Raw genomic sequence first — 24,735 nt, forward strand, 5'->3', positions numbered from 1 at the left:
GTCGTTCTACGTACAATCCACAGTCCATCTACGTTTAACTACGGATTACCAATACCCCAGTCAAATGACACTATGAAACTGTTGTCTTTCTCGGTGAGAAGTAGTTCATATAATGAAAACACAAGCGAATACATCTAGCACTGATGACTCACAACCGTTGGGCTATATCAGTGCAGTTAACGGCAGCGTTGTTGATGTGTGCTTCACGCATCCTTTGCCTGCTCGCCGTCAAGCTTTACGCATCGACAGTAAGCCACCACTGATGCTTGAGGTGCAAACCCACATCAATGATACAACTGTAAGGTGCATTGCACTGGCAGCCACTAGAGGCTTATCAAGAGGCACTACGGTCATCGATACAGGTGCGCCATTACAAGTGCCCGTGGGCGAAGAACTATTGGGTCGTATGATCAATGTATTAGGTCATACCATCGACAATGGTGAGCCACTTAAAACAGACAAACATAACTCCATTCATCAAGCTCCCATTCCTTTGTCGCGCCGAGTTACACAACAGCAAATATTCACTACAGGCATTAAGGCCATTGATTTATTAGCGCCATTAGAGCGAGGCGGTAAGTCGGGTTTATTTGGTGGTGCGGGAGTGGGTAAGACAGTACTCATCACCGAGCTTATTAATAACACCGCTGGACAATATCAAGGCGTCAGTCTGTTTTGCGGTATCGGTGAGCGTAGCCGTGAAGCCGAAGAGCTTTATCGTGAAATGGGTGAGGCGGGTGTTTTGAATAATACCGCACTCGTGTTTGGTCAAATGAACGAGCCTCCAGGTGCTCGTTTTCGTGTCGGACATGCTGCATTGACTATCGCTGAGTATTTCAGAGATACGGCGAAGCGCGATGTATTGTTGATGATTGATAACATTTTTCGATTCATTCAGTCAGGTACAGAAGTGTCTGGCCTTATGGGACGCATTCCATCACGCGTTGGTTATCAACCGACACTGGCATCCGAGCTATCTGAGCTTGAAGAGCGTATTTGTAGCACCGCTTCTGCGTCTATTACCTCTGTTCAGGCGGTTTATGTACCTGCGGATGACTTAACAGACCCATCAGCGACTCATACTTTCGCGCATCTTTCAGCGTCGGTGGTGTTATCGCGTAAACGCGCCTCTCAAGGCTTTTACCCCGCGATGGACCCGTTACAGTCAAACTCTAAAATGTTGAATCCTAGCGTAGTAGGTGAGCGTCATTTTAATGTGGCTCAGTCAGTGCGTAGCACGCTCGCCGAATATGAAGATTTGAAAGATATTATCGCTATGTTGGGCCTTGAGGAGTTATCGACTGAAGATCGTAAAGTCGTTAGTCGCGCCAGACATTTAGAACGTTTTCTGACGCAACCTTTCCATACCACAGAACAGTTTACGGGGAACACTGGCCGCACCGTTGCCCTAGAGGACACCATTGAGGGTTGTGAACGTATTCTTGCGGATGAGTTTGTAGATTACCCAGAGCAGGCGCTCTACATGATCGGCTCAATCGATGAAGCGGTGGCTAAGTCATGACTCAAACGACTCCCCCAAGCAACGCCATGACGCTGAAGTTGCTATTACCCACAAACGTGCTGCTAGAAGAGTCGGTAACTAAGGTGATTGCAGAAGCACAAAATGGCAGCTTTTGCTTATTGCCAAGACACATTGATTTTGTGGCCGCACTGGTGCCGGGCATTTTGACCTTTACTCATGCAGACGGCAAAGAACAATACGTAGCAGTCGATATTGGGACACTCATAAAACATGGCAGCGAAGTATTGGTATCTGTTTTTAATGCAGTGCGTGGTGATGACTTGAATCATTTACATGCACTTGTGAAAGAACACTTTATTAAATTAGACGAAGAACAACGTATTGCTCGTAGTGCGCTAGCTCGGTTGGAAGCAGGGGTGATGCGACACTTTATACAGCTTGAGAAACAACGCTATGGATAAGAATAAACCACAACAGCAAGATCGATTTTTGAAGTCTGTAGACAGTAAAGCAGAAATCAAAATACGTGCACAGGAAGAAAAGCATCGTTCAGTGTGGTTTGGTCTAGGCATGTTTGGTCTCGTTGGCTGGGCGGTTGTTGTCCCGACGTTGCTTGGTGTTTTACTGGGAAAGTGGATTGATGACCACACGATTGGACACGTTTCATGGACGTTAAACTTACTGATTGTCGGACTCATTATTGGCTGTTTTAACGCATGGTTTTGGATACAAAAGGAGAATAAAAAATGATAGATTCTACAAATATACTGGCACTCATTATTAGCTTTTTAATCGGTGGCTTAGCGGGTTATATCTATTTTTTCGGCCTTTGGTTAACGCTTTTAAAACTGCCTAAAATCAACAACCCTGGGCTACTTATGATCTCTAGCTTGTTGTTACGCAATGGGTTTGTGATGTCGGTGTTTTATCTCATCATGCTCACTGCAAGTTGGCAGGGTTTGGTGACTGGACTGATCGGCCTAACCTTGATGCGCTTGATGCTTAATAGACGCTACGGCCCGGCAACCGCATGAGCATTACACCTGACAGTACTATTTATTGGCAGTGGGGTTTCCTGCATATAAACGCGACGCTGGCCTTTACGTGGGTCGTTATGATCTTGCTTGTCGGTGGCTCATGGCTAATTACACGCAAGCTAACGATTGAAGCAGAAATCCCGCGCTGGCAGAACTTACTGGAAGTGCTAGTGACTGGCATTCAAGCCCAAATAAAAGAGGTTAGCGGGCAGGAAGCCGCTCGCTATCTGTCCTTTATTGGTACGTTATTTATATTTATCTTAACGTCTAATTTACTGGAGTTAATACCGGGCTTTGTCGCACCAACAGGCTCGCTATCAACCACTACGGCATTAGCCATTAGTGTATTTGTAGCAGTGCCGCTATTTGGTATCGCTAACGATGGTGTCGGTGCTTACCTTAAGCAATATATCGAACCAACACCTTTGATGCTGCCATTTAACATTATTGGTGAGCTCACTCGCACCATTTCATTAGCCATACGGCTTTATGGAAACATTATGAGTGGCACGGTCATTGTCGGTATTTTACTGAGTCTGACACCGTTCTTCTTTCCATTATTAATGCAGTTGCTAGGGCTTATTACCGGCACTGTTCAAGCCTATATATTTGCCATGTTGTCGATGGTTTACATTGCGTCTGCAACCTCTGCACACGAACAACCTCAACCAGACAAAATACCAAAAGGAGATCAAAATGGATAGCTATAGCATCATTGCTGTTGTTTCAATTATTACTGCCGGACTAACAATTGCCATCGGCTCGATCGGGCCAGCATTTGGCGAGTCTCGAGCAGTTGCTCAGGCACTGACTGCCATCGCTCAACAACCAGATGCATCTAGCACTATTACCCGTACCTTGTTTGTGGGTCTGGCGATGATTGAGTCAGTGGCTATCTATTGTTTTGTTGTTTCTATGATCCTGATTTTTGCTAATCCTTTCTGGGAATATGCAAAAACAGCAGCAGGCAACTAACATGCAAATCGACTGGCTCACGGTAAGCGCTCAAATCGTCAACTTTCTGTTATTGGTGTGGTTGTTAAAGCACTTTTTATACGGCCCTGTGATTGATGCGATGGACAGACGCCAACAAGCAATTGCAGATAACATTGCTGACGCACAACAGCGCGAGCAAACCGCTCAGTCAACAATGGAAAAATACGAACGTAAATATGCGGCTCTAGAAAAAGATAGCGCTACACATTTACAACAGGCTGAAGCCGACGCTCAACAACAGCGACAGCAGCTCATGACTCAAGCGCGTGAAGACGTGAAGCAGCAGCGTGATTTATGGCAGCATGGGTTAAAGCAGGAGCAGCAGGACTACCTCAAAAACTTACGTAAAACGTCTGTGAAAGTGATTCAAGATACTGGTCGTAAAGTGCTCGGGGAGCTGGCTGATACAACGCTTGAAAAACAGATTATTGAAGTGTTTTTACTACGCCTAAATAAGCTAGACGACACGGTGCTTCAGACTTTAAAAGAGACTACCGAGGTAATGAATGTCATCAGTGCCTTTGAGCTAGATACTGACACCAAACAAAAGATTAGACAGTCTATTGGTGATGTCATCAATAACTCAACCGAGATTGAGTTCAAGGTGTCCAGTGATTTACTGTGTGGTATCTCGCTTCAAACTGACGGTTATCAAGTTGACTGGAATATGCAGGGCCACCTACAACAGTTAGATCAGCAATTATTAGCAACCCTTGATAGGGAGTCAGAATCTAATGCCTGACTTAAAGCCAACACAAGACCTTCAAAACTCGCTTGATAAAGTAGCATCAATTTATACGGAAGCACTGGCAAAACCTGCCGCAGATTTATTGATGACTGAGACGGGCATTATTACGTTTGTCGGTGGCGGGATTGCGCGTGTTAAAGGTTTGCCTGACGCATTTTCTGAAGAGGTATTGTTATTTCCTGGGAATGTTTTAGGTATTACGCTAAATCTTGGTGTTGAAGAGATCGGTGTCATATTGCTTGGCGATGACCCAAAAATAAAAGCAGGCGAGGTTGTTAGACGTACTGGTCATGTCGCAGACACACCCGTCGGTGATGCCTTGTTAGGTCGAGTAGTAGATGCCACAGGTAAGGTCCTTGATGGTGGTTCTCAACTGAATATTCATACACGTATGCCGATGGAACGTGAAGCACCAGCAATCATGGATAGAGCGCCGGTAAAAGTGCCGTTACAAACCGGTATTAAATCGATAGATGCGTTGATACCTATTGGTCGTGGCCAACGTGAGCTAATTGTGGGTGATCGCCAGACGGGTAAAACCTCAGTAGCGATTGATACCATCATCAACCAACGTGGCACAGAGATGATCTGTATTTATTGTGCCATCGGTCAACGAGGTACAGCAGTCGCAAGGGTGGTCGAGACGTTTCGTGAAGCTAAGATGCTGGAACAAACCATTGTCGTTGTAACATCAGGCGAAGATCAGCCGGGTTTACAGTACATGACCCCTTATGCCGCTACGACCATGGCCGAGTGGTTTCGTGATCAAGGTAAGCCAGTGCTAATCGTTTATGATGACTTGATTAGACATGCACGCGCCTACCGCGAGTTATCACTACTGCTGAGACGAGCACCGGGTCGTGAGGCTTTCCCTGGGGATATTTTTTATATTCATTCGCGCCTACTTGAGCGTTCAACACAGCTTTCTGTCGCACTAGGTGGCGGCTCGATGACAGCACTACCAATCATTGAAACGCAGGCTGAGGATATATCCGCGTATATACCTACTAATTTGGTGTCTATCACTGATGGCCAAATTTACTTATCACCCGGATTGTTCCGTAAAGGATTATTACCGGCGGTTGACACGGGTAGATCAGTATCGCGTGTGGGTGGTAAAGCACAGTTACCTGCGTACCGTGAGGTAGCAGGTGATCTTCGCTTATCCTATTCTCAATTTGAAGAACTTGAAGCGTTTGCGCGTTTTGCCTCCCGCCTTGATGACGAAAGCCAAGCGGCTATTACACGGGGTAAACGTGTACGTGAAGTGTTAAAGCAAGCAGAACACAAACCACTGACGGTTATTCAACAAATTGCGATGCTTAAAGCAGTCAATGAAGGTTTGTTTGATCAGGTCGAATTAGACCAACTGGCTAAGACACAACAAAAAATCGCCACGGCTTTAGACACTCAGATGAAGCCTCTTGCTACAAAAGTGGATGCTGGGAAAAAGCTGAGCGACGCAGACTGGCAGTCTCTCATGGACTTCCTCATTGGCGTGATCAAGGGATAAGGAATCACTATGGAAACGCCAGAGCGATTACAGCAAAAAATCAAAAGCATGAATGATCTGCACAATATCGTGTCGACCATGAAGGCGTTGTCTGCATCAAATATCCATCAATATGAAATGGCAATAGAGTCGCTAGTGGATTATTGGCACACCGTAGAGTTAGGTTTGAATATCGTCATGCGTGACAACTTGACGCAAGTTGTTAACCCACCTGCTCAAAGTGGTCGTTTTGCTGCGATTGTTTTTGGCTCTGATCATGGCATGTGTGGGCGCTTTAACGAAGATATTACCGAGCATGCACTTGAGCATATGAAATCTCTGTCAGGCGAGGTGAAGCCAAAAATTCTTTGCCTTGGATTACGAGCGGGAGACTTGTTAGAAAGAGCAGGGCATCCAGCGGATGAAGTACTCACCTTGCCAGCAAGTGCCAGCCAGATCGTCAACAGCGTACAACAGATATTGTTATTCATAGATAATTGGCGTGAACAAGGAAACCTAAAAGACCTCTACCTTTTCTATAACCATCCTAATAATAGAGCGTCGTATCAACCGAACAAACTTGCCTTATTACCTTTGCAATTGGACAAGTACCATACGGTTGATAGAGAGGACTGGCCCGGTACTAGCCTACCGACCTACACGATGGATCGTGATCAATTACTCTCATCCTTAATCAATCAGTACTTTTTTATCTCGCTGTTTCGAGCGTGTGCGGAGAGTCAGTCTGCGGAGCACGGCAGTCGTTTGACGGCCATGCAATCTGCTGAGAAAAACTTGGATGAACATACTGAAGAATTAGAAGGTGAATATCGTCGAGCACGCCAAGATATTATTACCAATGAACTACTCGACATTATTGCTAGTTTCGAAGCGATGTCAGATGACAAACAATAGATCTACGACTGCATTGACTGTGTCACGATTCGTACTAAGTCAGCTACCGAACGTGCTTCTAGTTTATGCATCACATTCGCTCGATGAACTTCGATGGTGCGCTGACTCAAGCCAAGATCAATAGCGATTACCTTGTTGGCTTTACCCTCCACAATCATCTCCATTACTTGGTTTTCACGTCGTGTCAGGTCATGAATGTGACTTTTAACGGACTCTGTCTGTTGCTGTAAGTTTTGTTGCTTATCACAACTCTGTAGGGCTTGATTCACAAGGTCTAAGAGCGCCTGATCACGAAACGGTTTTTGAATAAAGTCTAACGCGCCATCTCGCATCGCCTGTACAGCCATAGGGACATCACCATGCCCAGTGATAAGGATAATAGGCAGCATCGCTTCACGACGATTCAGCTCTTGCTGTAACTCTAATCCGCTCATGCCCGGCATCCGAATATCCGATACCAAACAACCCATTCGTTCCTTAGAATAGTCAGCCAGAAAGTCATCGGCTGTCGCATAACTTGTGGTCGTCAGTCCTACTGAATCCATTAAGTCTGTCAGCGAATCACGCACAGCTTGATCGTCATCAACAATAAATACAGTCAGCCTCTGATTAGTCATTCCTTACTCCTTGTTGATCAACATCTATCGGCAATGTAAAGCGGAAGGTGACACCTTGCTCAGTATTATGACTAAACCAAAGGTGCCCGTTATGTGCGGCAATAATGGATCGACTAGTGGATAACCCCATCCCCATGCCGTCTTCTTTGGTAGAGTAAAATGACTGAAATAGGTTTTCTTCCTGCTTATCGGTGATGCCTTTACCGCTATCACACACTGAAATTTGTACGGCACTATCATCGTGCGGTATCGCAGAGATTTTTATACATCGGTCGCTATTGGTTAAGCCTTGCATCGCATCGCTAGCGTTACGGATGAGGTTTAAAATAACCTGTTGAACTTGAGTCGCGTCAGCTATAACCAATGGTAGTTCTGGGGTGATATTTGTTTTTATTCGAGTATTAAAAAATAAACCTTCAACTTTAATGAAATTAAGACACTCATCTAACAAGTCATTTAAATTCACAGTTTCGTACTGATTAGTTTTGGGTTTCACAATCGCACGCAGCTGCTTTATAATTTCGCCACTGCGTAACGCTTGTTCTTCAATGCTTTCTAGTGCTTGTTTAACTTTCCCTAAGTCAGGATTGTCTGTGCTAATTCGGTTTTTTGCAGCAGCACAGCGGCTAACGATGGCGGTTAGCGGCTGGTTAAGCTCATGTGCAATGCTGGCGGTCATTTCACCCAGCATGTTGAGTCTATTGGTATGAGAGAACTCTTGGCGCTGGCGCTCTGCGTTTTGCTGTGCCACCTTAAGCTTGGTCCTATCAATATAGGCACTCAAGATGGCTGGCTTTTCTCTCCAATAAATGAGGCTTGACTTAACTTCCAAGTGCCTGATCGAGCTATCTCGATGCAGAGCGTCTACTTCATAATTTGTCGGTGCTGCTTCACCGTTCATTCGAGCTTGAATATACCCATCCATGCGATAACGCTCGTAGGGAGCAAATAAGGCTGATACTTTTTCTAGTTCTAAAACTTGATCGTAACTCTCATAACCCAAAATATTGATCAGCGACTTATTCACAAATAGCGCCCGCTCATTTCGATGAATCAGCACGCCCTCAATAGACTCGACCATAATTTCATGAAGCCCATCACTGTCTTTTTGGGCTTTCAGTTCGGTCAACTTCTGATCTGTGACATCAAACATCATACCGTCAAGTATGAGTTTAGGAATGGTTGCGTCAGGGGAGGTGCAGTATTCTGCGGTGTAATTTGCCTCACCTCTTATCATGACCCATTTCTCTTCGCCTGTTTTTGTAATGAGGCGGTGAGTCACTTCAAAAGGAAGTTCTTGCTTGATGGCTGTTTGTATTTCTTCCCAAACATGCGCTTGTTGCTCAGGAACGACTAATGACCTGAGGGATGGTACGCCTTCATCCATTAATTCTTGATCGATATACCCAGTTAGGTCGTATGCGCCTTGACTGACAAATAAAGCTGTCCAATCACAGTTATTCAAACACCTAAAAATCACACAGGGCAAACGCTCTACAATATTTTCTAAGAAGGTGTCTTCTGAAGAATCACTTTTGCTTATTTCAGGTTTCATTTGAGTATCTTTGGGGGTAAAAACAATAGACATCAGGGATCTTCTAATATGATTATTATCGTCATTTATAGCAATGGTTTATTTCAAAATTTCGATAAATACTCAGCAGCACTAAGTACTTTCCACAATCAAACTACGTATAAGCTCGACTGTTTCAGCGATTTAAAAAGCGTAACCTTATTGCCATGATAAAGATCGTTTTCTGATACTTTTTAAGGAATAAGGTAATGACACAAGCAAGCATGAACAATGAAACGATACAAAGTAATGATATTAAAGATGCCCAACTTGAGGTGCTTGCTATGATTCCTAAGTTTGGCACTTACTCCATCATTATCGGAATATTACTCATACTGACAGGTTGTCTTGGGGTACTACTACCTGGTGTGATCGCAGTAGAGGCCACATTGATCATCGGAGCCACTCTCTTGTTAGGGAGTATTTTTTGGCTAGTACACATCTATAACTACAAATCATATGGCTGGGTTCAGTGGTTGAAACCAATCATACTATTAATCACTGGTTGCTTAATGTTGTTTTACCCACTCCGTGGTGTTGCCTTTATTGGTTCACTGCTACTGGTTTACTTAGTATTAGATGCACTGAGTAGCTTTACATTTGCCTACTTATTACGTCCAGTAAAAGGCTGGGGTTGGATGATTTTTAATGGGGTGACATCATTAGCACTGGCAGTATTATTTCTAATGAGCTGGCCAGAAGGCACGCTAATTATCATTGGTCTATATATTTCTATTAGTCTATTCTTTGATGGTTGGGCTCTACTGTATATGGGTTGGATGCAGCGTCAATTAACCAAAGACCAAGCCTGACTTAAGGACACGTTTAACGCGTAGACTTCGAGCTGTACACATACCTCCGAAGTCTACGCGCCAGCAGGTTTAATCAATGACAGTAGTTGATCGATATTGACGGGTTTAGCTAGTACCGTGCAATTTTCTAGTTTGCCCGCCTCCAACGTCTGATCCGAAATATCACCAGACATAATGACCACAGGAATCGACTTCTTAGTCGCCGCTCTAAGTTGACTGATAAGCTCCACGCCATTCATCTCAGGAAGTCGGTAGTCGGTCAAAATAAAGTCAGGCTGAGTACCTTCTTGAATATGTTTAAGCGCCTCTTTACCACAGCTCGCAGTCACCACATCCATATCAAAAACACCGAGCAGTTCTGCCATCGCATCGACTATTGCAGGATCATCATCAACAACCAAAACAGTTAAACCATCACATGACATAGTTTTAGTAAACGAATGATTATTATCACTTTCATTTAAAGCATCTAACAGTGAAGATTGACTTAAAGGCACATCAACACTAAACGTTGAGCCTTTGCCGACTACCGATGAAACAGCAGTATTATGATCAAGAATACCTGCGATTTTTTTCACTATCGACAAGCCTAAACCCAAGCCTTTAGTCCTGTCTCGCACCGGATTATTAAGCTGATGATAGTCATTAAAAATACCCTCGAGCTCGTGTTCTGGAATGCCTTGCCCAGTGTCAGACACCGCTATACACACGTGTTCATCATGCAACTGACAGTCAATACTAATTGTTCCAGCGCAGGTATAGCGAATCGCGTTTGTGAGGTAGTTCTCAACAATGCGCGCCAACAATGCAGGGTCAGTTTTGACAACACACGTCACTGGAGAACAGGTAAATGTTAAACCTTTCGCTGCGATCTGTTCCGAATTACACGCCTCCATTTTTTTGAGAAAATCAACTAACGGTACTTCAACTTTGTGGGGAGTAATCGAGCCCGATTCAAGCGTACAAATATCCAGTAACGCGTCCAATAAGCCACCCATAGAGTCGAGCGATAAATTCATTTTTTCGCTAAGTTCTATTTGCTTGGGTTGGTCTAGTTGAACCGATAGTGTAGAGAGGTAGAGTCGTAAGGCTTGTAATGGCTGCCTAAGATCGTGACTCGCAGCGGCCAGAAAGCGAGACTTTTCTTGAGTCGCATCTTCTGCTTGTTGCTTTGCCAGTCGTAGCTCTTCTTCAAACGCTTTTCTGGCAGAAATATCACGGATTGCAGCGGCCACCATCATGCCATCAGCGGTATCAATGGGACTGAGACTAATTTCAATAGGAAGGTTACGGCCATCCTTCGTTACCGCCGATAAGTCTAAACCAGTCCCCATTCCTCGTGCTATGGGGTTACTAGAAAACGTATCTCTATGAGCAGCATGTGCGGATCGATAAGGCTGTGGCACTAAATCATCGACGTTCATAAGCTTTAGCTCACTCGCGCTATAACCCAGTAACTCAACCACTCGATGATTGGTTACTTTTATATTGCCAAGGTTATCAACAACCACGGTCGCATCCGGTGCTGAGTCAAGAAAGGCGTGGGCTTGAACAAGGTCTAACTTGCGCTGCACTCGTTCTGTAATATCGATAATGATCGCGACATACACAGACCTTTGGTCAAAGTGCATTTTTTGTAGGTGCACTTCTGTAGGGTATTCAGTGCCGTCTTTACGGCGGTGTAGCGTGTTGAATTGAATCTTTTGTTTTTCATCCAATGCCAACGTCTTGATGACTTGGTTAAACGTTTCATTGGTATGTTCAGGCTTTATGTCTACCGGCGTCATAGCCAACAGCTCATCCATGCCATAGCCCAGATTCTTTCGCGCCCCTTTATTGACTTGGATAAACTTTAAAGTGGCTGTATCAAATATGTAAATTTCATTCAGAGAGTTTTCCAGCACATTACTTAAATTAAGCTCATTGATCGTGTCGATTTTGCTTGTCTTTATAGCGCTGTCAGATTTCGTCATATTATTCTCAGATGAAATATTTAGACCAAGGTCCTAGTAAGTTTAGCTTAATAGGGATGAATATTCACAGAAAGATCTAACTAGTACGTAGACACTTGTGGCAACTACGTAGTGCGTTAAGCACATCTACGGATAGTTAGTCACAGCACTAAGCCCTAAAGTTAATCCTCATCAGTTGTTCTAGTGTACGCACAGCGTGTTTACACACTATTGGAGGATACCAAATGGCTAATTCAACCGAAAGCCCGCTACAACCACCCACCGAGAAATCGGGCATGGTCAACGCGATACAATCAAAATTCCCGACGGCTTATACCATTCTGTTTGGCCTAATTGTATTCATGGCTGCGCTAACTTGGATCGTACCTGCGGGGCAGTTCGACCGAGTCCAAAATGAAGCCTTAGGTAAAGATGTTCCCGTACCCGGCACTTATCAGCTGGTGGATGCAAATCATCAGGGCATCTCCGACATTCTCATGGCGCCCATTCAAGGCTTTTACGATCCTGACTCAGGGATGGCTAATGCCATTGATGTCGCTTTATTTGTGCTAGTAATTGGTGGCTTTCTGGGTGTAGTTAATTCTACAGGTGCTATCAATACTGGCATAGCACGTGCGATGACTCGCATGAAGGGGAAAGAAATATGGATGATCCCCATCATGATGGCGTTATTCGCTGCTGGAGGAACAACCTACGGCATGGCGGAAGAAACGCTGGCGTTTTATATCCTCATCATTCCTATCATGATTGCCGCTGGCTACGACTCAGTAACAGGCGTCGCGATCATAATGCTCGGCGCTGGCATTGGCGTACTGGGCTCTACTATCAACCCATTTGCAACGACGATTGCCTCTAACGCTGCAGGTATTCCTTTCACTGAAGGAATGACATTGCGCTTAGTTATTTTGGTGGTGGGTTGGTTGATTTGTACCGCATACGTGATGTGGTATGCCCATAGAGTTCGGAAAGACCCAAGCAAGTCCATCGTGGCCGCACAAAATGAAAGCAATAAAGAGTTCTTTCTGAAGCAAGTCGCCGCAGACGATGCACGTTTGACTAAATCTCAGTCGGTTATTTTGGTGGTGTTTTCCCTGACTTTCGCCGTGATGGTGTGGGGTGTTTCATCGCAAGGCTGGTGGATGGGAAAAATGGCATCACTATTTCTTGGTTCAGCACTCGTTATTGGTGTGATTGGTCGAGTCGGTGAAAAAGGATTTAGCGATGCCTTCGTTGAAGGTGCGCGTGATCTACTGGGTGTTGCCTTAATCATTGGTATCGCAAGAGGCATCGTGGTTGTGATGGATGCAGGGCATATTACCGACACCATTTTGAACTGGTCTGCGGAGTCCGTAAAAGGCTATTCAGCCGTGGTTTTCATCAATGTTATGTACGGCATCGAAGTGCTGCTTTCATTTTTTGTGCCTTCCACTTCAGGCTTAGCGGTCTTGAGTATGCCAATCATGGCGCCACTCGCTGACTTTTCAGGCGTCGGTCGTGAGCTTGTGGTAACGGCTTACCAATCAGCGTGTGGCATCGTTAATTTGATTACACCAACCTCGGCTGTTGTCGTGGGTGGTCTTGCGATTGGACGAGTGTCTTACGACAAGTGGATACGCTTTGTTTGGCCACTATTGATCATCCTTTCTATTCTCATTATGGCGGCACTTAGTCTCGGTGCAATGGCTTAATAATCAATTATCTACAGACGTAGAACTGTTAAAAGGTAAATAGCATGTCTCATAACTTAACCGAAGCACTCGGTGTTCATTCTGAAGTTGGAAAATTGCATAAAGTCATCGTATGCCGACCGGGTTTGGCACATACCCGTGTCACCCCAATGAATTGCAACGAGCTATTATTCGACGATGTATTTTGGGTAGAACAGGCAAAAAAGGACCATGCTGATTTTTGCTTACGCATGACAGAGCGCGGTATCGATGTGTTAGATGTTCATGAGTTACTCGCGGAAGTTCTGTCTTCGCCTCAAAGCCGTACTTGGGTGTTAGACCGTCGCATTACCGAAGATCAAGTCGGCGTTGGCATGTTAGACGAACTAAGAGGCTGGCTCAATGAGATGAAGCCTGCTGACTTAGCTGAGTTCCTTATTGGGGGTATCGCTGTTCATGACCTTCCGTTTAAACCTCATGGCATGTTTGGCAGTTACCTAGGCTCTGAGGGGTTTGTTATTCCACCTGTTCCAAACGCTATTTTCACACGTGACAATAGTTGCTGGATTTATAACGGTCTGACGCTAAACCCAATGCATTGGCAAGCGCGCCGACAGGAAACGCTGTTAATGGCGGCTATCTATCGTTTTCACCCTTTATTTACCGCGCAAGCGATGAATATCTGGTGGGGTGACCCTGATATTGATCACGGCCCAGCAACGCTTGAGGGTGGCGATGTGATGCCTATCGGTAATGGCACTGTTTTAATTGGCATGGGTGAGCGCTCAACACCACAAGCGGTGGGGCAGGTGGCTAAGTCATTATTTGCCTCCGGTGCGGCACAACGTGTGGTTGCTTGTGAAATGCCGAAAGCACGCTCAGCGATGCATTTGGATACGGTATTTAGCTTATGCGGTCACGATACTGCCACCAGCTATGTTGAAGTTGCTTCAACCATTAAGTGCTACTCATTACGCGCTGGGGATGTTGCGGGAACGGTTGATATTCGTGAAGAAAAGAAAGACTTATTTGATGTAACCGCAGAGTGTTTGGACATTAAAAAGTTACAGGTCGTGGCCACCGGCGGCGATAGCTATGAGCGCGAGCGCGAGCAGTGGGACGACGGCAATAATGTATTTGCGCTAGAGCCAGGCGTGGTGATTGGTTATGAGCGCAACACCTTTACTAATGACAAGTTACGCGAAGCCGGTATCGAAGTGATTACTGCCCGAGGCGCTGAGTTAGGCCGTGCGCGTGGTGGTGCTCACTGCATGACTTGCCCTATCCAACGCGACCCTGTTGCTTAATAATTAAGGAGTTACAAAATGCCATTCAATTTACGTAATCGAAGCTTGTTAAAGATTAAAGATTTCAGCCCGACTGAAGTAAAATTCTTACTGAAATTGGCCGCTGATTTAAAGTCTGCTAAATACACGGGAACGGAACAGCAGCGTTTAAAGGGAAAGAACATCGCGCTAATCTTTGAAAAAAACTCAACACGAACCCGGGTAGGCTTTGAAGTTGCCGCCTATGATCAGGGCGCTAATGTTACTTTTCTAGGCCCAACCGGTTCACATATCGGTCACAAGGAAACCATTAAAGATACCGCTCGTGTACTAGGCAGAATTTACGATGGTATTGAGTATCGTGGTTTCGGTCAGGAGATTGTTGAGCAACTGGCTGAGTTCTCTGGCGTCCCGGTGTTTAACGGCCTCACCAATGAATATCATCCAACGCAGTTTTTGGCCGATGCATTGACCATGCGCGAGCACAGTGAAAAACCAATGACTGAAATTACCTACTGTTTTATCGGTGATGCTGAAAATAACATGGGTGACTCCTTATTGATTGGTGGCGCCAAGCTAGGCATGAATGTGCGTTTATGTGCGCCAAAAGTGTGCTGGCCAACAAAAGAGATTATTCAATATGCAGAGTCGGTAGCCGCCGAAACTGGCACTAATTTGTTAGTCACGGAAGACCCTACAGAAGCGGTAAAAGGCTGCGATTTTATTTATACCGATGTATGGGTATCGATGGGTGAAGCACCAGAGAAATGGCAAGAGCGCATTGATTTGCTAACACCGTATCAAGTGAATACTGAATTGATGCAAAAAACCGGCAACCCGAATACGAAATTTATGCATTGCCTACCTGCGTTTCATAATACCGATACCACGACAGGTATGGAGATAAAGGAAAAGTTTGGACTGGACTGCATGGAAGTGACTGAAGAGGTGTTTGAATCTGAAGCATCCATCGTGTTTGATCAGGCCGAAAATCGTATGCATACGATTAAAGCGGTACTCGTTTCAATGATGGGAGACTAGTCATGCTGATAGTCATAGCACTGGGCGGTAATGCCTTATTGAAGCGTGGCGAGCCTTTAACTGTGGAGAATCAACGTGCCCATACAAAGGTTGCCACTCAGTCAATCGCTGAAGTGATTGCGGCCGGCCATCAAGTCATTATTACGCATGGAAATGGCCCTCAAGTCGGTTTGTTGGCGCTACAAGGCGCTGCATATAAACCGGATGAGGCTTATCCCTTGGATGTATTGGGTGCTGAAACTGAAGGCATGATTGGCTATTTGATTGAGCAAGAGCTTGAGAATGCGCTGCCTGCGGGACAACAAGTCGTGATGCTGCTGACGCAGGTTGAAGTTGACCCGAATGACTCTGCGTTTAGCGACCCATCTAAGCCTGTAGGGCCTATCTATACCAAGGAAGAAGCGGATAGTTTGGCCACAAAACGAGGCTGGACAGTCGCAGCGGATGGTGACCATTTCCGTCGAGTCGTTGCTTCACCAAAACCCATTTCGATACCCGATATTCCCGTGATTGAGCTATTGCTAACACATGGCATCATCGTGATTTGTGCGGGCGGTGGCGGTATTCCAATTGTACGACAACCAGATGGAAGCACTATGGGTGTTGAAGCCGTTATCGATAAGGATAGGGCGAGTGCCTTACTTGCCGAAAAGCTTGGGGCCGATATGTTACTAATGTTGACTGATGTTGATGCGGTTTATGAAAACTGGGGTACACCAAAGCAAATGCCGATCAGACAGATTTCTGCAAAGACAGTGAGTAAGCTGCCTTTAGCCAAAGGGTCTATGCAACCCAAGGTTGAAGCGGCGTGTGACTTTGCTAATGCGACAGGTGGCCATGCAGGTATTGGCACCTTAAGTGATGCTTTGAAAATTGTGGAAGGAGCCGCAGGCACCATAATTTCTAAGCATGTGCCGTTAATGTAATTGCTGTCTAAACAGCTTGTTTAAAACGCCAATGGTGGGTGGGCCTTTGGCTATTTTAACTTTTCAAATGAATTAGCATGAACAACTAATATTCTGCCGTAAAATAACGCTATAATCCTTTAAAATTGTTAGTCTTTATTAAGTGCACAATTAAGGATGATCATGCGTTTATATATCGCAGAGAAAAAAGAAACCGCTGTATCCATCTCAATTGCGCTGGGCGGCCCGTCCGTGCCAGACGGTATCTGCTTTGATATTGACGACGAGAAGGTGACTTGGTTGTCCGGACACCTATTGCGCTTAAGAAAGCCCGAAGAGCACAATGAAGATTTCAAACAATGGTCACTAGACTATTTACCCATGGAATGGCCAATAAGCTATACACCACTGGATAATCAGCGTGAGCATTTGACTAATATTATTGAATTAGCCCGTTCCGCAGATGAACTGGTTAATGCGGGTGAGCCTGACCCTGAAGGTCAACGCTTAGTGGATGAAGTCATTGAATATGCAAGGTTAGATAAACCTGTGCTGCGTATTTTGATTAATGATAATAACCCTGCAGCTATCCTACGCGCCTCTTTAAGCATGCGTAGCAATAACCATTATCGTGGTATGTCGCTGTCAGCCTTGGCTCGTGCAGTGTGTGATCAGCATTATGGTTTCAACTTAACCCGCGCTTATACATTACTAGCACGTAAGCAGGGCTATGTGGGTGTGTTATCGGTTGGACGAGTGCAAACACCAATACTGGGACTCATCGTCGCACGCGATAAACGACATGACGAATACCGGCCTTATACCTATCAAACGATACAAGCCACGATTGAGGTTGAAGGAAAGCAAATAGTCGCTCACTACTTGCCTGAACCCGGTGACTTAGTTGACCCGTTACAGCGCCTGATTGACCCAGCATTTGCTGACCAGATAGTGGCTGAAACCACGAACACCCTAGTAAAAATTGAGTCGGTTGATATAAAAGAACAGAAGGTATCTCCACCATTACCTCATAGCTTGCTGAGTTTACAAGCCGAAGCGGCCGAGAAATATGGCTATTCACCAAGGCAGGTATTGGATACCACTCAGCGACTTCGTGATGCGCATAAAGCAATTACCTACAGTCGTAGTGACTGTCGCTACTTAAGTGACGAGCGTTTTAGAGAAGCAACGATACTGATTGAAAAGCTCACAGCTAATTTCCCAGAAGCTGAGAGTTGTGACAGCCACCATAAAAGTGCTGCATTTGATTCTAAAAAAGTGGGTGCGCATCATGCGATTATCCCAACGGCTAGCGTGCCTGACTTAGCGGAACTGAGCGAGCAGGAGCAACGGATTTACCGACTCATCACCATGTCTTATTTGGCACAGTTTTATCCTGAAGAGCGCGTTCGTGTAACATGCATGTTGTTTAAGATTGCTGGTCATACCTTTGAAGCTAAAGGTAAAGTGAATGTTGATGCCGGTTGGCGTGCAGTTATGGATGGCGATGAAAGCACTCATGCACTGGATGGTATTGCGAAGGACAGTTTTGAATTAATTACCCACTATGATCATGCCAAGCTGTTAAATACTACTGTTATCAATAAACAAACAGTGCCGCCAGACCGTTACACCATGAAAACGTTATTACTTGATCTGACACGAATTGCTAACTACGTGACTGATCCGGCGATCAAACGCTTATTGCTTGAGAAAGATGCAGACCAACAAGGCGAGTCTGTGGGTATCGGGACGCCCGGAACACGTCATGGACATATTGAAACACTATTTTCCCGAGACTATATTGAGCAGTGCGATGGTCATGTTACGAGCACTAGTATTGGCCGTGAGTTCCATGACGCACTACCACCATTTGCGGTTAAACCTGATTTAACGGCGCTATGGCATGAAAAACAGCGGCGTATTGAGTCTGGGTTGATGGACTATCAAGACTTAATTGGTGAGGTAAATGTGATCATCGCGGATGAGATTGAGCGAGTGAAAGTGCAGGGCATGGATTTGCATGTTAGCTCGGTGGCTTGCCCTGTTTGTAACAAAGGCCATTTAAGACTTCGCCAAAATCAACAAAAAGTACCATTTTGGGGTTGCTCAGAGTTTCCGACATGTAAGGCGACGTTTTCTGATGTAAAAGGGAAACCAGCGCTGGAAGATACTAAAGCGATTGTTTCAACAGAACACTGTTGTCCGAAGTGTGACTCTGGCTTGATTCGTCGGCCAGCTAAAAAAGAGGGTGTTTTTTGGTGGGGCTGTAGCAAATACCCAAGTTGTGATTATCGGGCATTTGATCGCGAAGGTGTGCCTAGCTCAAATGAGGAATGATGTTCTAAAATCTGATGCCTCATTGCTATATCGGTAATGTCTGCAACTTTATAGGGCCTTTTGAGTCTGAATAGACAGATCTACCGATATTATTCGGTGATTGCCATTGCACGGAGGCCGCAATGTTCTTACTGATGACGGCAATGATAGTACTGTTCTTTCTTTGGATATTTTATAAAGCAGCAGTAGAGGTATTCAGCAGCTACGAAAAAAACTTTAAAGATTAAGCGAGCAAATGAAGTAATAGGTCGCTTATGACCGTGAAAGTAGGTGACTACCAATCAATCGTGAAAGTCATGTAATAACTTTCTTGATTATCTAATGGGAATAGAAGTCGGTAGTTATGACCTGACGGTGCAGTGTAGTCTGTCTGACGAATTTGAGTGTTGCGGTTATTCAGCGCCACATCGTCAAAAGAACTTCGACTTGTCTCAGTTAACTCAAACTCTTTGATTAAGTAGGTATTGAGTTCAGCGTGAGTAAAAAGTGACTTACCATTACGCTTGATCAAAACATCTGCCGTACAATCGTAGTTTTGTGGAGTGACTGCATAATCAACTGTGCCTATAACGATCTCATAAGCATCTTGAAACTCAGGGTTGCGAGTATGGCCATCTTTTTCTAGTAGCGCACCGGCAGCACTGTGATCATTTTTGAAATCAAAACAGTATTTATCAAAGATATTAGCAAAGTCATTTAGATGAGAGTTTTGTGCAGCTGAGGCATGGAATGACATCAAAATTAATGCCGAAACATAAAAAACTTTCATCACCAGGAGATCCTAAAGTACGGGGCTATTCTGCAAGAGGCATACAGCGTATTGTATCGATAAATAACAGAATATGCATCCTGTTTACGGTTGTTAGATATTGCAATAATTTATCAGTTAGTTCGGTTTCCACTAATATAGTTCAATTTTCCCTCAAAATATTGGCTATAAAGTAGCGGTAAGGTTACTAAGCCACTGTATCTTAGCAAGATTGCCATAAAAAAAACTAATCACAATTTTAAACTGCAACTAAAGTATTTTCTAAGACACCGATACCTTCAACTTTACACGTAACAACATCACCAGCCTTTAAATATTCTGCAGGCGTTCGGGCAAAGCCGACACCATCGGGGGTTCCTGTTGCAATCACAATCGTGTAACCGAAAATATGCTCATGTACTTTGTCTACAGGGATTTTTTTACCCGTCTTTCCAATGATGATTGCTAACTCGACTTCCCAGTCCAATTGCTCACTGACTTCAGGATCATCGGGAATTGCAGCGTCAGGACCAATCACTGATGTATTCGCCTTGGTGAAGACAATTGGCGCTTTTGGTTTACGTGCCGTGCGGCCAGCAGCCGAAGCGGCTTCGGCGATATGGTCAAAGTAATTAAGACCCATGCAAATGACATTTTTATTAGGTCGAGGAATTGGCGCTAGCAGTTGAATTTGGTCTCTACTGACTCGAATATCTTTAGATAGATCAACTGATGCAAGTAGTTCTTCACGAGAAGGGTGCGCTATAAGCAACTGCATACTTTGCCAATGTTCAGACGCTAAGGGGTCTGACAATACCGGTAAGTAATATTGCTATTCACTCTCGATAAAGACAGCGGTGCTATGCTTATAAATACAACTACCCAAATTCATACGTAAATTCCTATAGCGTTATTTGATTACTTTTAAGGCAGCATATCAGTGTTACGCTCCCAGTTAACTTATATGTATAGAGTTTATAGTATTAACTGGGCTATTTTAACCTTAAGCTTGAACCCTACAGTCACTACGGCAACTAATATAATCAAAACCAATTAGAAAAAAGGACATGCAATGAAACTTAAACAAAGCCTCGTATTAAGCCTCGCAGTAATACTGACTACACCACTTATCGCAGCAGACAATAGCGGTATTAAAAATACGACTTTGTTTCATCAGTTGAGCCTAGCATCTGCACTTGAAGCAGCCCAAAGTAGCATCGCAGAATGTAGAAAGGACACGCAAAATGTGAGCGCTACTGTCGTAGACAGAAATGGCCTCACTCAAGTTATTTTAAGAGATACTAATGCTAGTGCTATCTCATCTGAACTAAGTCGTAAAAAAGCGTATACCGCTGCTAACTTTCAAAAGAACACAACTCAACTAGCAGACCTTTCTGATACTGCAGTAGGGCGGAGCCATGGCGTACTTATGTCAGCAGGTGGTGTGTTGATTACTGTCAATGACATTATCTATGGTGCTGTCGGTGTGAGTGGGTCAAGTACAGGTGCTAAAGATGACTTATGTGCAAAAGCTGGCGCCCAGGTAGTAATTGACGCCATTATTGCTGATAAAGAGCAAGCAGTCGCTTTAGAAGAAGCGAAAGCTGAAGTGCCTGAAGTTAAAAGTAAGGACTAGCGCCCTAACTCATTGATACTTCTGCTAGACGATCTAGCTGACCGACTTTGATCATCTCTGGATGACAATTTCTTTGCGGTCTTAGCAGAAGTACTTATACTGTTTCTTGATAAGCGATTTATATTCTTTCGTGATATCTCAAGCTTAGCAAATAAAACACTCAGCTCTTCAGAACTGATGACCCCATCTACTTTCATACTTTGCTCAAGCTTTTTAATGTCTTGTTGCTCGCGTGTTAATTTCTTTACTTCCCTAGGCGTTAATTTTCCAAGATTGCTGCCCTGTACTATCGACTTAGCTTGCTTTCCTTGGATGGACATAACACCCTCAACTGAAGCATAGCTGGCTTGTACACTCATCAAGCCAATTAAAACGGCACCTAACATAACGGGTCTTAGTTTATTGTTATTCATTTCTTCCCCAAGTGGATAAATTTAGACAAAAATCATTATTCACAGGGTTAGATGAAATAATAACCATTTCGGTTCAATTTCTTTATTGTTTATTTTTAGCACATTTAATTTTATTGCAGTTATGTAAATATTAAATGCAAAAAAAACGGCATATCCATGACAGATACACCGTTATTAACCATTAAGATAAAATTAAATTAGGCAATTACTTATGCGTGTTGTAATAAACAGCCTTACCAGAGTGACCTTTCTGATGGTTATTACCACCATTGATATGGCGACTTCCATTACTACGGTGAGCTTGAGGCGCATAACGATACGCAGCACGTGCATTACCATTTGAACGGAACTGTCTGTTTTGTGCATTCATGCGGTTATTGTGACGACCTGAGTTATAGGTATTCACATGACGCTGCTGAACACGCGCTGCAGGCTGGTGATAATGTCTATTTGAGCCACTTGATAACTGAACTGATACATACGACGTAGCAGGTCTATAAACTCTAGTTGGTGCTGGTGCACGGTAAACTGGCTGCTGTACATAAACAACAGGAGCAGGCGCTACGTAACGCACCGTTTGAACAGGCGTACGATACACAGGCTTACTAACTACTTGTCTTCTTTGAGCTGTTGCACGCTGTGACGCGATAAGTGCTGCCTTTTGACGTGCTGCTTGAGCACGTTGAGCTGCAACACGCTGCTGCTGAATAACTGCATTTTTTCTAGCTTGTGCTTGCTTCTGTTGCGCAAGCGCTTGGGCACGTCGCTGCTGTGTAATTCGCTGCTGGTTAGCAAGTGCCTTTTGTTGACGCGCTCTTTGAGCCTGCACATGCTTTTGGTTATTTTGCTGACTTACTTGAATACGAGGCACTGTATACGCTTGGTTGTGAGAGTGGCTCTGTATTAGCTGGGGATTATTTGGCGCACACAGTACATGGCTATGAGCTTGAGTCGTTGCCAGCAAAGCAATCGTACTAATGCTTAATAAACTGAGGGGCTTAATCATTTTATTACTTCCTAATTGATTCGTTTTTTTTGGAATAAAAACGCAGCACATCCTGTGCTACTAAGCGTTGAGACGGCTATCTTAAGGATAAGTTCTGATTTCCGCAAATATATTCTAAGTATTTGAAACAATTAACTAAAAATGTTTTTCATCTGCTTTTTAGTACCGCTTATCGGCAACATTTGAACCTGATTCAGCACCTTAAAAAATAGGTAAAACCAAGTCACTTTTAACAGGTTGCCAACGAGAGAGATCCACAGATGTATCAAAAACCCAGTCAGCCCCCTTAGGATGAACTGATGTTTTTAATATTTTCAAATAATCTTTTCTGGGAATATTAGTAGCACCAAGGCTGACTAAGTGCGGGTTTTCAATTTGGCAGTCTATTAGACGATAACCAACATGCTGGGCATACCAAGCAAGTGCTACAAACGCAATTTTTGACGTATCGCGCTCAGTACTAAACATAGACTCACCACTAAACACACCATTACTACTGATACCGTAAAGCCCACCCACAAGCTCATCATGCGCGTTGTAGACTTCTACAGAGTGAGCAACACCTATCTTATGCAAGCGATAGTAAGCATTTTGCATTTCAGGAGAAATCCACGTGTCTTCACTATAAGAACGTGGCGCAGCACAAGCCTCTATAACACCTTGGAAATCTCTATCAAAAGCAATGGTGTAACCTTTATTTCTAATCGTCTTTCTCAAGCTTCTTGAAAACGAAATGTTTTCTGGAAATAGGACTGAACGAGTATCAGGATTCCACCAAAAGATAGGTTCATCTTCATTAAACCAAGGGAATATACCAGCATGATAAGCATTAATTAAGCGAGTAGGGGACAAGTCCCCACCAATAGCAATAAGGCCATTGGGCTCATCCCACGCCATTTCTGGCGGAGGAAATGCCTCATCGATCGCATTAGGTTCTAAGTAAGTTAGTTCCGAATTAGACATTGGATTATTCGGTTAGACTTCACTGAGTGCATCAAGATATTTTTCAGCATCTAGCGCAGCCATACAGCCTGTACCGGCTGAAGTAATCGCTTGACGATAAATATGATCCATCACATCGCCCGCAGCAAATACACCAGGCACACTTGTTGCCGTTGCATTTCCGTTACTGCCGCTATTCACAACGATGTAACCACCATTCATGTTTAGTTGGCTCTCGAAAATACCTGTGTTTGGTTTATGACCAATCGCAATAAACACACCATGAACATCGATATCTTGTGTTTCATTGGTCTTAGTGTGCTTGATACGCATACCTGTCACACCCGACTTATCACCTAGCACTTCTTCTAGTTCGTTATCCCAAAGAATAGTGATGTTGCCGTTTTTCGCTTTTTCGAAGATTTGATCTTGTAAGATCTTTTCAGACTTAAGAGAGTCACGGCGGTGTACCAAGAATACTTCTGAAGCAATGTTAGATAAATACAGCGCTTCTTCGACCGCAGTATTACCACCACCAATCACCGCTACACGCTGCTTACGATAAAAGAAACCATCACACGTTGCGCAAGCAGAAACACCTTTACCTTTAAATGCTTCTTCAGATTCAAGGCCTAGGTACATTGCAGAAGCACCCGTACAAATGATTAATGCATCACATGTATAACTCCCAGTATCTCCTTGTAATTTATAAGGACGACTACTGAAATCGACACTCGCAATCTGGTCGATAATCATTTCAGTATTAAAGCGCTCAGCATGTTTGCGCATGCGATCCATTAACTCTGGACCTTGAACACCATCATTATCACCAGGCCAGTTATCAACATCTGTTGTCGTTGTCAGCTGCCCACCTTGTTCCATACCCGTAATTAAAACAGGATTCAAATTGGCACGTGCAGCATAGACAGCAGCAGTGTAACCGGCAGGGCCAGAACCAAGAATCAATAAGCGGCAATGTTTCGTATCTTGCATGGAAAAATCCTGAATTATGTAGTTAGTGGGTGCAATAGTACGGAAAGGGGCTCTTAAGGTAAATCACGGGTATAATAAATGTTCTTTTTCTTGCCTCAAACCTTTATAATCA

The 24,735-nt window shown here is 44.2% G+C and carries 25 protein-coding genes; 16 read left to right on the forward strand and 9 right to left on the reverse strand.

The window, feature by feature from the left end; genetic code table 11:
* The first annotated feature begins 112 nt into the window (after positions 1-112).
* Genes atpD through DKT75_RS19795 form a run of 9 tightly spaced genes read left to right on the forward strand, consistent with a single transcriptional unit; the run spans position 113 to position 6,671 of the window.
* On the forward strand, positions 113-1,522 hold the full coding sequence (gene atpD, locus DKT75_RS19755; protein WP_109826202.1) for a F0F1 ATP synthase subunit beta: 1,410 nt from the start codon (positions 113-115) through the stop codon (positions 1,520-1,522).
* Positions 1,519-1,944, forward strand: a complete 426-nt coding sequence (locus tag DKT75_RS19760; RefSeq protein ID WP_211665502.1) for a F0F1 ATP synthase subunit epsilon — start codon at positions 1,519-1,521, stop codon at positions 1,942-1,944. Before atpD ends, DKT75_RS19760 begins: the two co-directional genes overlap by 4 nt.
* On the forward strand, positions 1,937-2,233 hold the full coding sequence (locus tag DKT75_RS19765) for an AtpZ/AtpI family protein (protein ID WP_109826204.1): 297 nt from the start codon (positions 1,937-1,939) through the stop codon (positions 2,231-2,233). Before DKT75_RS19760 ends, DKT75_RS19765 begins: the two co-directional genes overlap by 8 nt.
* Positions 2,230-2,517: an ATP synthase subunit I gene (locus DKT75_RS19770; RefSeq protein ID WP_109826206.1), complete on the forward strand. Its 288-nt coding sequence runs from the start codon at positions 2,230-2,232 to the stop codon at positions 2,515-2,517. The genes DKT75_RS19765 and DKT75_RS19770 overlap by 4 nt, the downstream gene beginning before the upstream one ends.
* Positions 2,514-3,224 (forward strand): F0F1 ATP synthase subunit A, encoded by a 711-nt coding sequence (locus DKT75_RS19775; RefSeq protein ID WP_109826208.1) that lies wholly within the window; start codon positions 2,514-2,516, stop codon positions 3,222-3,224. The genes DKT75_RS19770 and DKT75_RS19775 overlap by 4 nt, the downstream gene beginning before the upstream one ends.
* On the forward strand, positions 3,217-3,495 hold the full coding sequence (locus tag DKT75_RS19780; RefSeq protein WP_109826210.1) for a F0F1 ATP synthase subunit C: 279 nt from the start codon (positions 3,217-3,219) through the stop codon (positions 3,493-3,495). The genes DKT75_RS19775 and DKT75_RS19780 overlap by 8 nt, the downstream gene beginning before the upstream one ends.
* Position 3,496: 1 nt before the next feature.
* Positions 3,497-4,258 (forward strand): F0F1 ATP synthase subunit delta, encoded by a 762-nt coding sequence (locus DKT75_RS19785; RefSeq protein WP_158278925.1) that lies wholly within the window; start codon positions 3,497-3,499, stop codon positions 4,256-4,258.
* Positions 4,251-5,777 (forward strand): alternate F1F0 ATPase, F1 subunit alpha, encoded by a 1,527-nt coding sequence (locus tag DKT75_RS19790; RefSeq protein WP_109826216.1) that lies wholly within the window; start codon positions 4,251-4,253, stop codon positions 5,775-5,777. Before DKT75_RS19785 ends, DKT75_RS19790 begins: the two co-directional genes overlap by 8 nt.
* Before the next feature lie 9 nt (positions 5,778-5,786).
* The gene (locus tag DKT75_RS19795) at positions 5,787-6,671 is read left to right on the forward strand and encodes a F0F1 ATP synthase subunit gamma (protein ID WP_109826219.1); all 885 of its coding nucleotides are present in this window, start codon (positions 5,787-5,789) and stop codon (positions 6,669-6,671) included.
* A 2-nt stretch (positions 6,672-6,673) separates the two neighbouring features.
* On the opposite strand, the gene DKT75_RS19800 is transcribed toward DKT75_RS19795, so the two are convergent.
* Both DKT75_RS19800 and DKT75_RS19805 read right to left on the reverse strand, forming a co-directional pair.
* Positions 6,674-7,288: a response regulator transcription factor gene (locus DKT75_RS19800; protein ID WP_109826222.1), complete on the reverse strand. Its 615-nt coding sequence runs from the start codon at positions 7,286-7,288 to the stop codon at positions 6,674-6,676.
* On the reverse strand, positions 7,281-8,843 hold the full coding sequence (locus DKT75_RS19805; RefSeq protein ID WP_158278926.1) for a PAS domain-containing sensor histidine kinase: 1,563 nt from the start codon (positions 8,841-8,843) through the stop codon (positions 7,281-7,283). The genes DKT75_RS19800 and DKT75_RS19805 overlap by 8 nt, the downstream gene beginning before the upstream one ends.
* Positions 8,844-9,070: 227 nt before the next feature.
* On the opposite strand from DKT75_RS19805, the gene DKT75_RS19810 reads away from it, so the two are divergent.
* Complete coding sequence (locus DKT75_RS19810) at positions 9,071-9,673, forward strand: HdeD family acid-resistance protein (protein ID WP_109826226.1); 603 nt, start codon at positions 9,071-9,073, stop codon at positions 9,671-9,673.
* 53 nt (positions 9,674-9,726) lie between these two features.
* Here the strand turns inward: DKT75_RS19810 and DKT75_RS19815 are convergent, their stop codons facing one another.
* Positions 9,727-11,646 carry a PAS domain-containing hybrid sensor histidine kinase/response regulator gene (locus tag DKT75_RS19815; RefSeq protein WP_109826228.1) on the reverse strand — a complete coding sequence of 640 codons (1,920 nt, stop codon included), beginning with the start codon at positions 11,644-11,646 and terminating at the stop codon, positions 9,727-9,729.
* Between the two features lie 224 nt (positions 11,647-11,870).
* On the opposite strand from DKT75_RS19815, the gene DKT75_RS19820 reads away from it, so the two are divergent.
* From DKT75_RS19820 to DKT75_RS19840, 5 genes are all read left to right on the forward strand, one after another.
* A complete protein-coding gene (locus DKT75_RS19820; RefSeq protein WP_211665503.1) occupies positions 11,871-13,334 on the forward strand; it encodes a YfcC family protein in 1,464 nt (487 codons plus the stop codon).
* 44 nt (positions 13,335-13,378) lie between these two features.
* Complete coding sequence (locus tag DKT75_RS19825; RefSeq protein WP_109826231.1) at positions 13,379-14,620, forward strand: arginine deiminase; 1,242 nt, start codon at positions 13,379-13,381, stop codon at positions 14,618-14,620.
* A gap of 18 nt (positions 14,621-14,638) precedes the next feature.
* A complete protein-coding gene (gene argF, locus DKT75_RS19830; protein ID WP_109826233.1) occupies positions 14,639-15,640 on the forward strand; it encodes an ornithine carbamoyltransferase in 1,002 nt (333 codons plus the stop codon).
* Between the two features lie 2 nt (positions 15,641-15,642).
* On the forward strand, positions 15,643-16,566 hold the full coding sequence (gene arcC / locus DKT75_RS19835; RefSeq protein ID WP_109826236.1) for a carbamate kinase: 924 nt from the start codon (positions 15,643-15,645) through the stop codon (positions 16,564-16,566).
* Between the two features lie 162 nt (positions 16,567-16,728).
* On the forward strand, positions 16,729-18,885 hold the full coding sequence (locus tag DKT75_RS19840; RefSeq protein ID WP_109826238.1) for a DNA topoisomerase: 2,157 nt from the start codon (positions 16,729-16,731) through the stop codon (positions 18,883-18,885).
* Positions 18,886-19,159: 274 nt separating this feature from the next.
* Here DKT75_RS19840 and DKT75_RS19845 read toward each other — a convergent pair whose 3' ends face one another.
* Together DKT75_RS19845 and DKT75_RS19850 are read right to left on the reverse strand one after the other, a co-directional pair.
* Positions 19,160-19,654, reverse strand: coding sequence for a hypothetical protein (locus tag DKT75_RS19845; RefSeq protein ID WP_109826241.1), 495 nt, complete (start codon positions 19,652-19,654; stop codon positions 19,160-19,162).
* 238 nt (positions 19,655-19,892) lie between these two features.
* The gene (locus tag DKT75_RS19850) at positions 19,893-20,411 is read right to left on the reverse strand and encodes a fumarylacetoacetate hydrolase family protein (protein ID WP_109826243.1); all 519 of its coding nucleotides are present in this window, start codon (positions 20,409-20,411) and stop codon (positions 19,893-19,895) included.
* A 294-nt stretch (positions 20,412-20,705) separates the two neighbouring features.
* Between DKT75_RS19850 and DKT75_RS19855 the strand changes: the two genes are divergently transcribed.
* Entirely contained in the window at positions 20,706-21,269 is a 564-nt protein-coding gene (locus DKT75_RS19855) for a GlcG/HbpS family heme-binding protein (protein ID WP_109826245.1), read from the forward strand.
* On the opposite strand, the gene DKT75_RS19860 is transcribed toward DKT75_RS19855, so the two are convergent.
* From DKT75_RS19860 to trxB, 4 genes are all read right to left on the reverse strand, one after another.
* A complete protein-coding gene (locus DKT75_RS19860; RefSeq protein WP_146201412.1) occupies positions 21,266-21,682 on the reverse strand; it encodes a hypothetical protein in 417 nt (138 codons plus the stop codon). The genes DKT75_RS19855 and DKT75_RS19860 overlap by 4 nt on opposite strands.
* Before the next feature lie 205 nt (positions 21,683-21,887).
* Positions 21,888-22,688: a hypothetical protein gene (locus DKT75_RS19865; RefSeq protein ID WP_109826249.1), complete on the reverse strand. Its 801-nt coding sequence runs from the start codon at positions 22,686-22,688 to the stop codon at positions 21,888-21,890.
* 201 nt (positions 22,689-22,889) lie between these two features.
* Positions 22,890-23,651 carry a leucyl/phenylalanyl-tRNA--protein transferase gene (gene aat, locus DKT75_RS19870; protein WP_109826251.1) on the reverse strand — a complete coding sequence of 254 codons (762 nt, stop codon included), beginning with the start codon at positions 23,649-23,651 and terminating at the stop codon, positions 22,890-22,892.
* A 12-nt stretch (positions 23,652-23,663) separates the two neighbouring features.
* Positions 23,664-24,623 (reverse strand): thioredoxin-disulfide reductase, encoded by a 960-nt coding sequence (gene trxB / locus DKT75_RS19875; RefSeq protein ID WP_109826253.1) that lies wholly within the window; start codon positions 24,621-24,623, stop codon positions 23,664-23,666.
* Positions 24,624-24,735: the final 112 nt, after the last annotated feature.

The organism is Leucothrix arctica (assembly GCF_003172895.1).
Taxonomy (GTDB): domain Bacteria; phylum Pseudomonadota; class Gammaproteobacteria; order Thiotrichales; family Thiotrichaceae; genus Leucothrix; species Leucothrix arctica.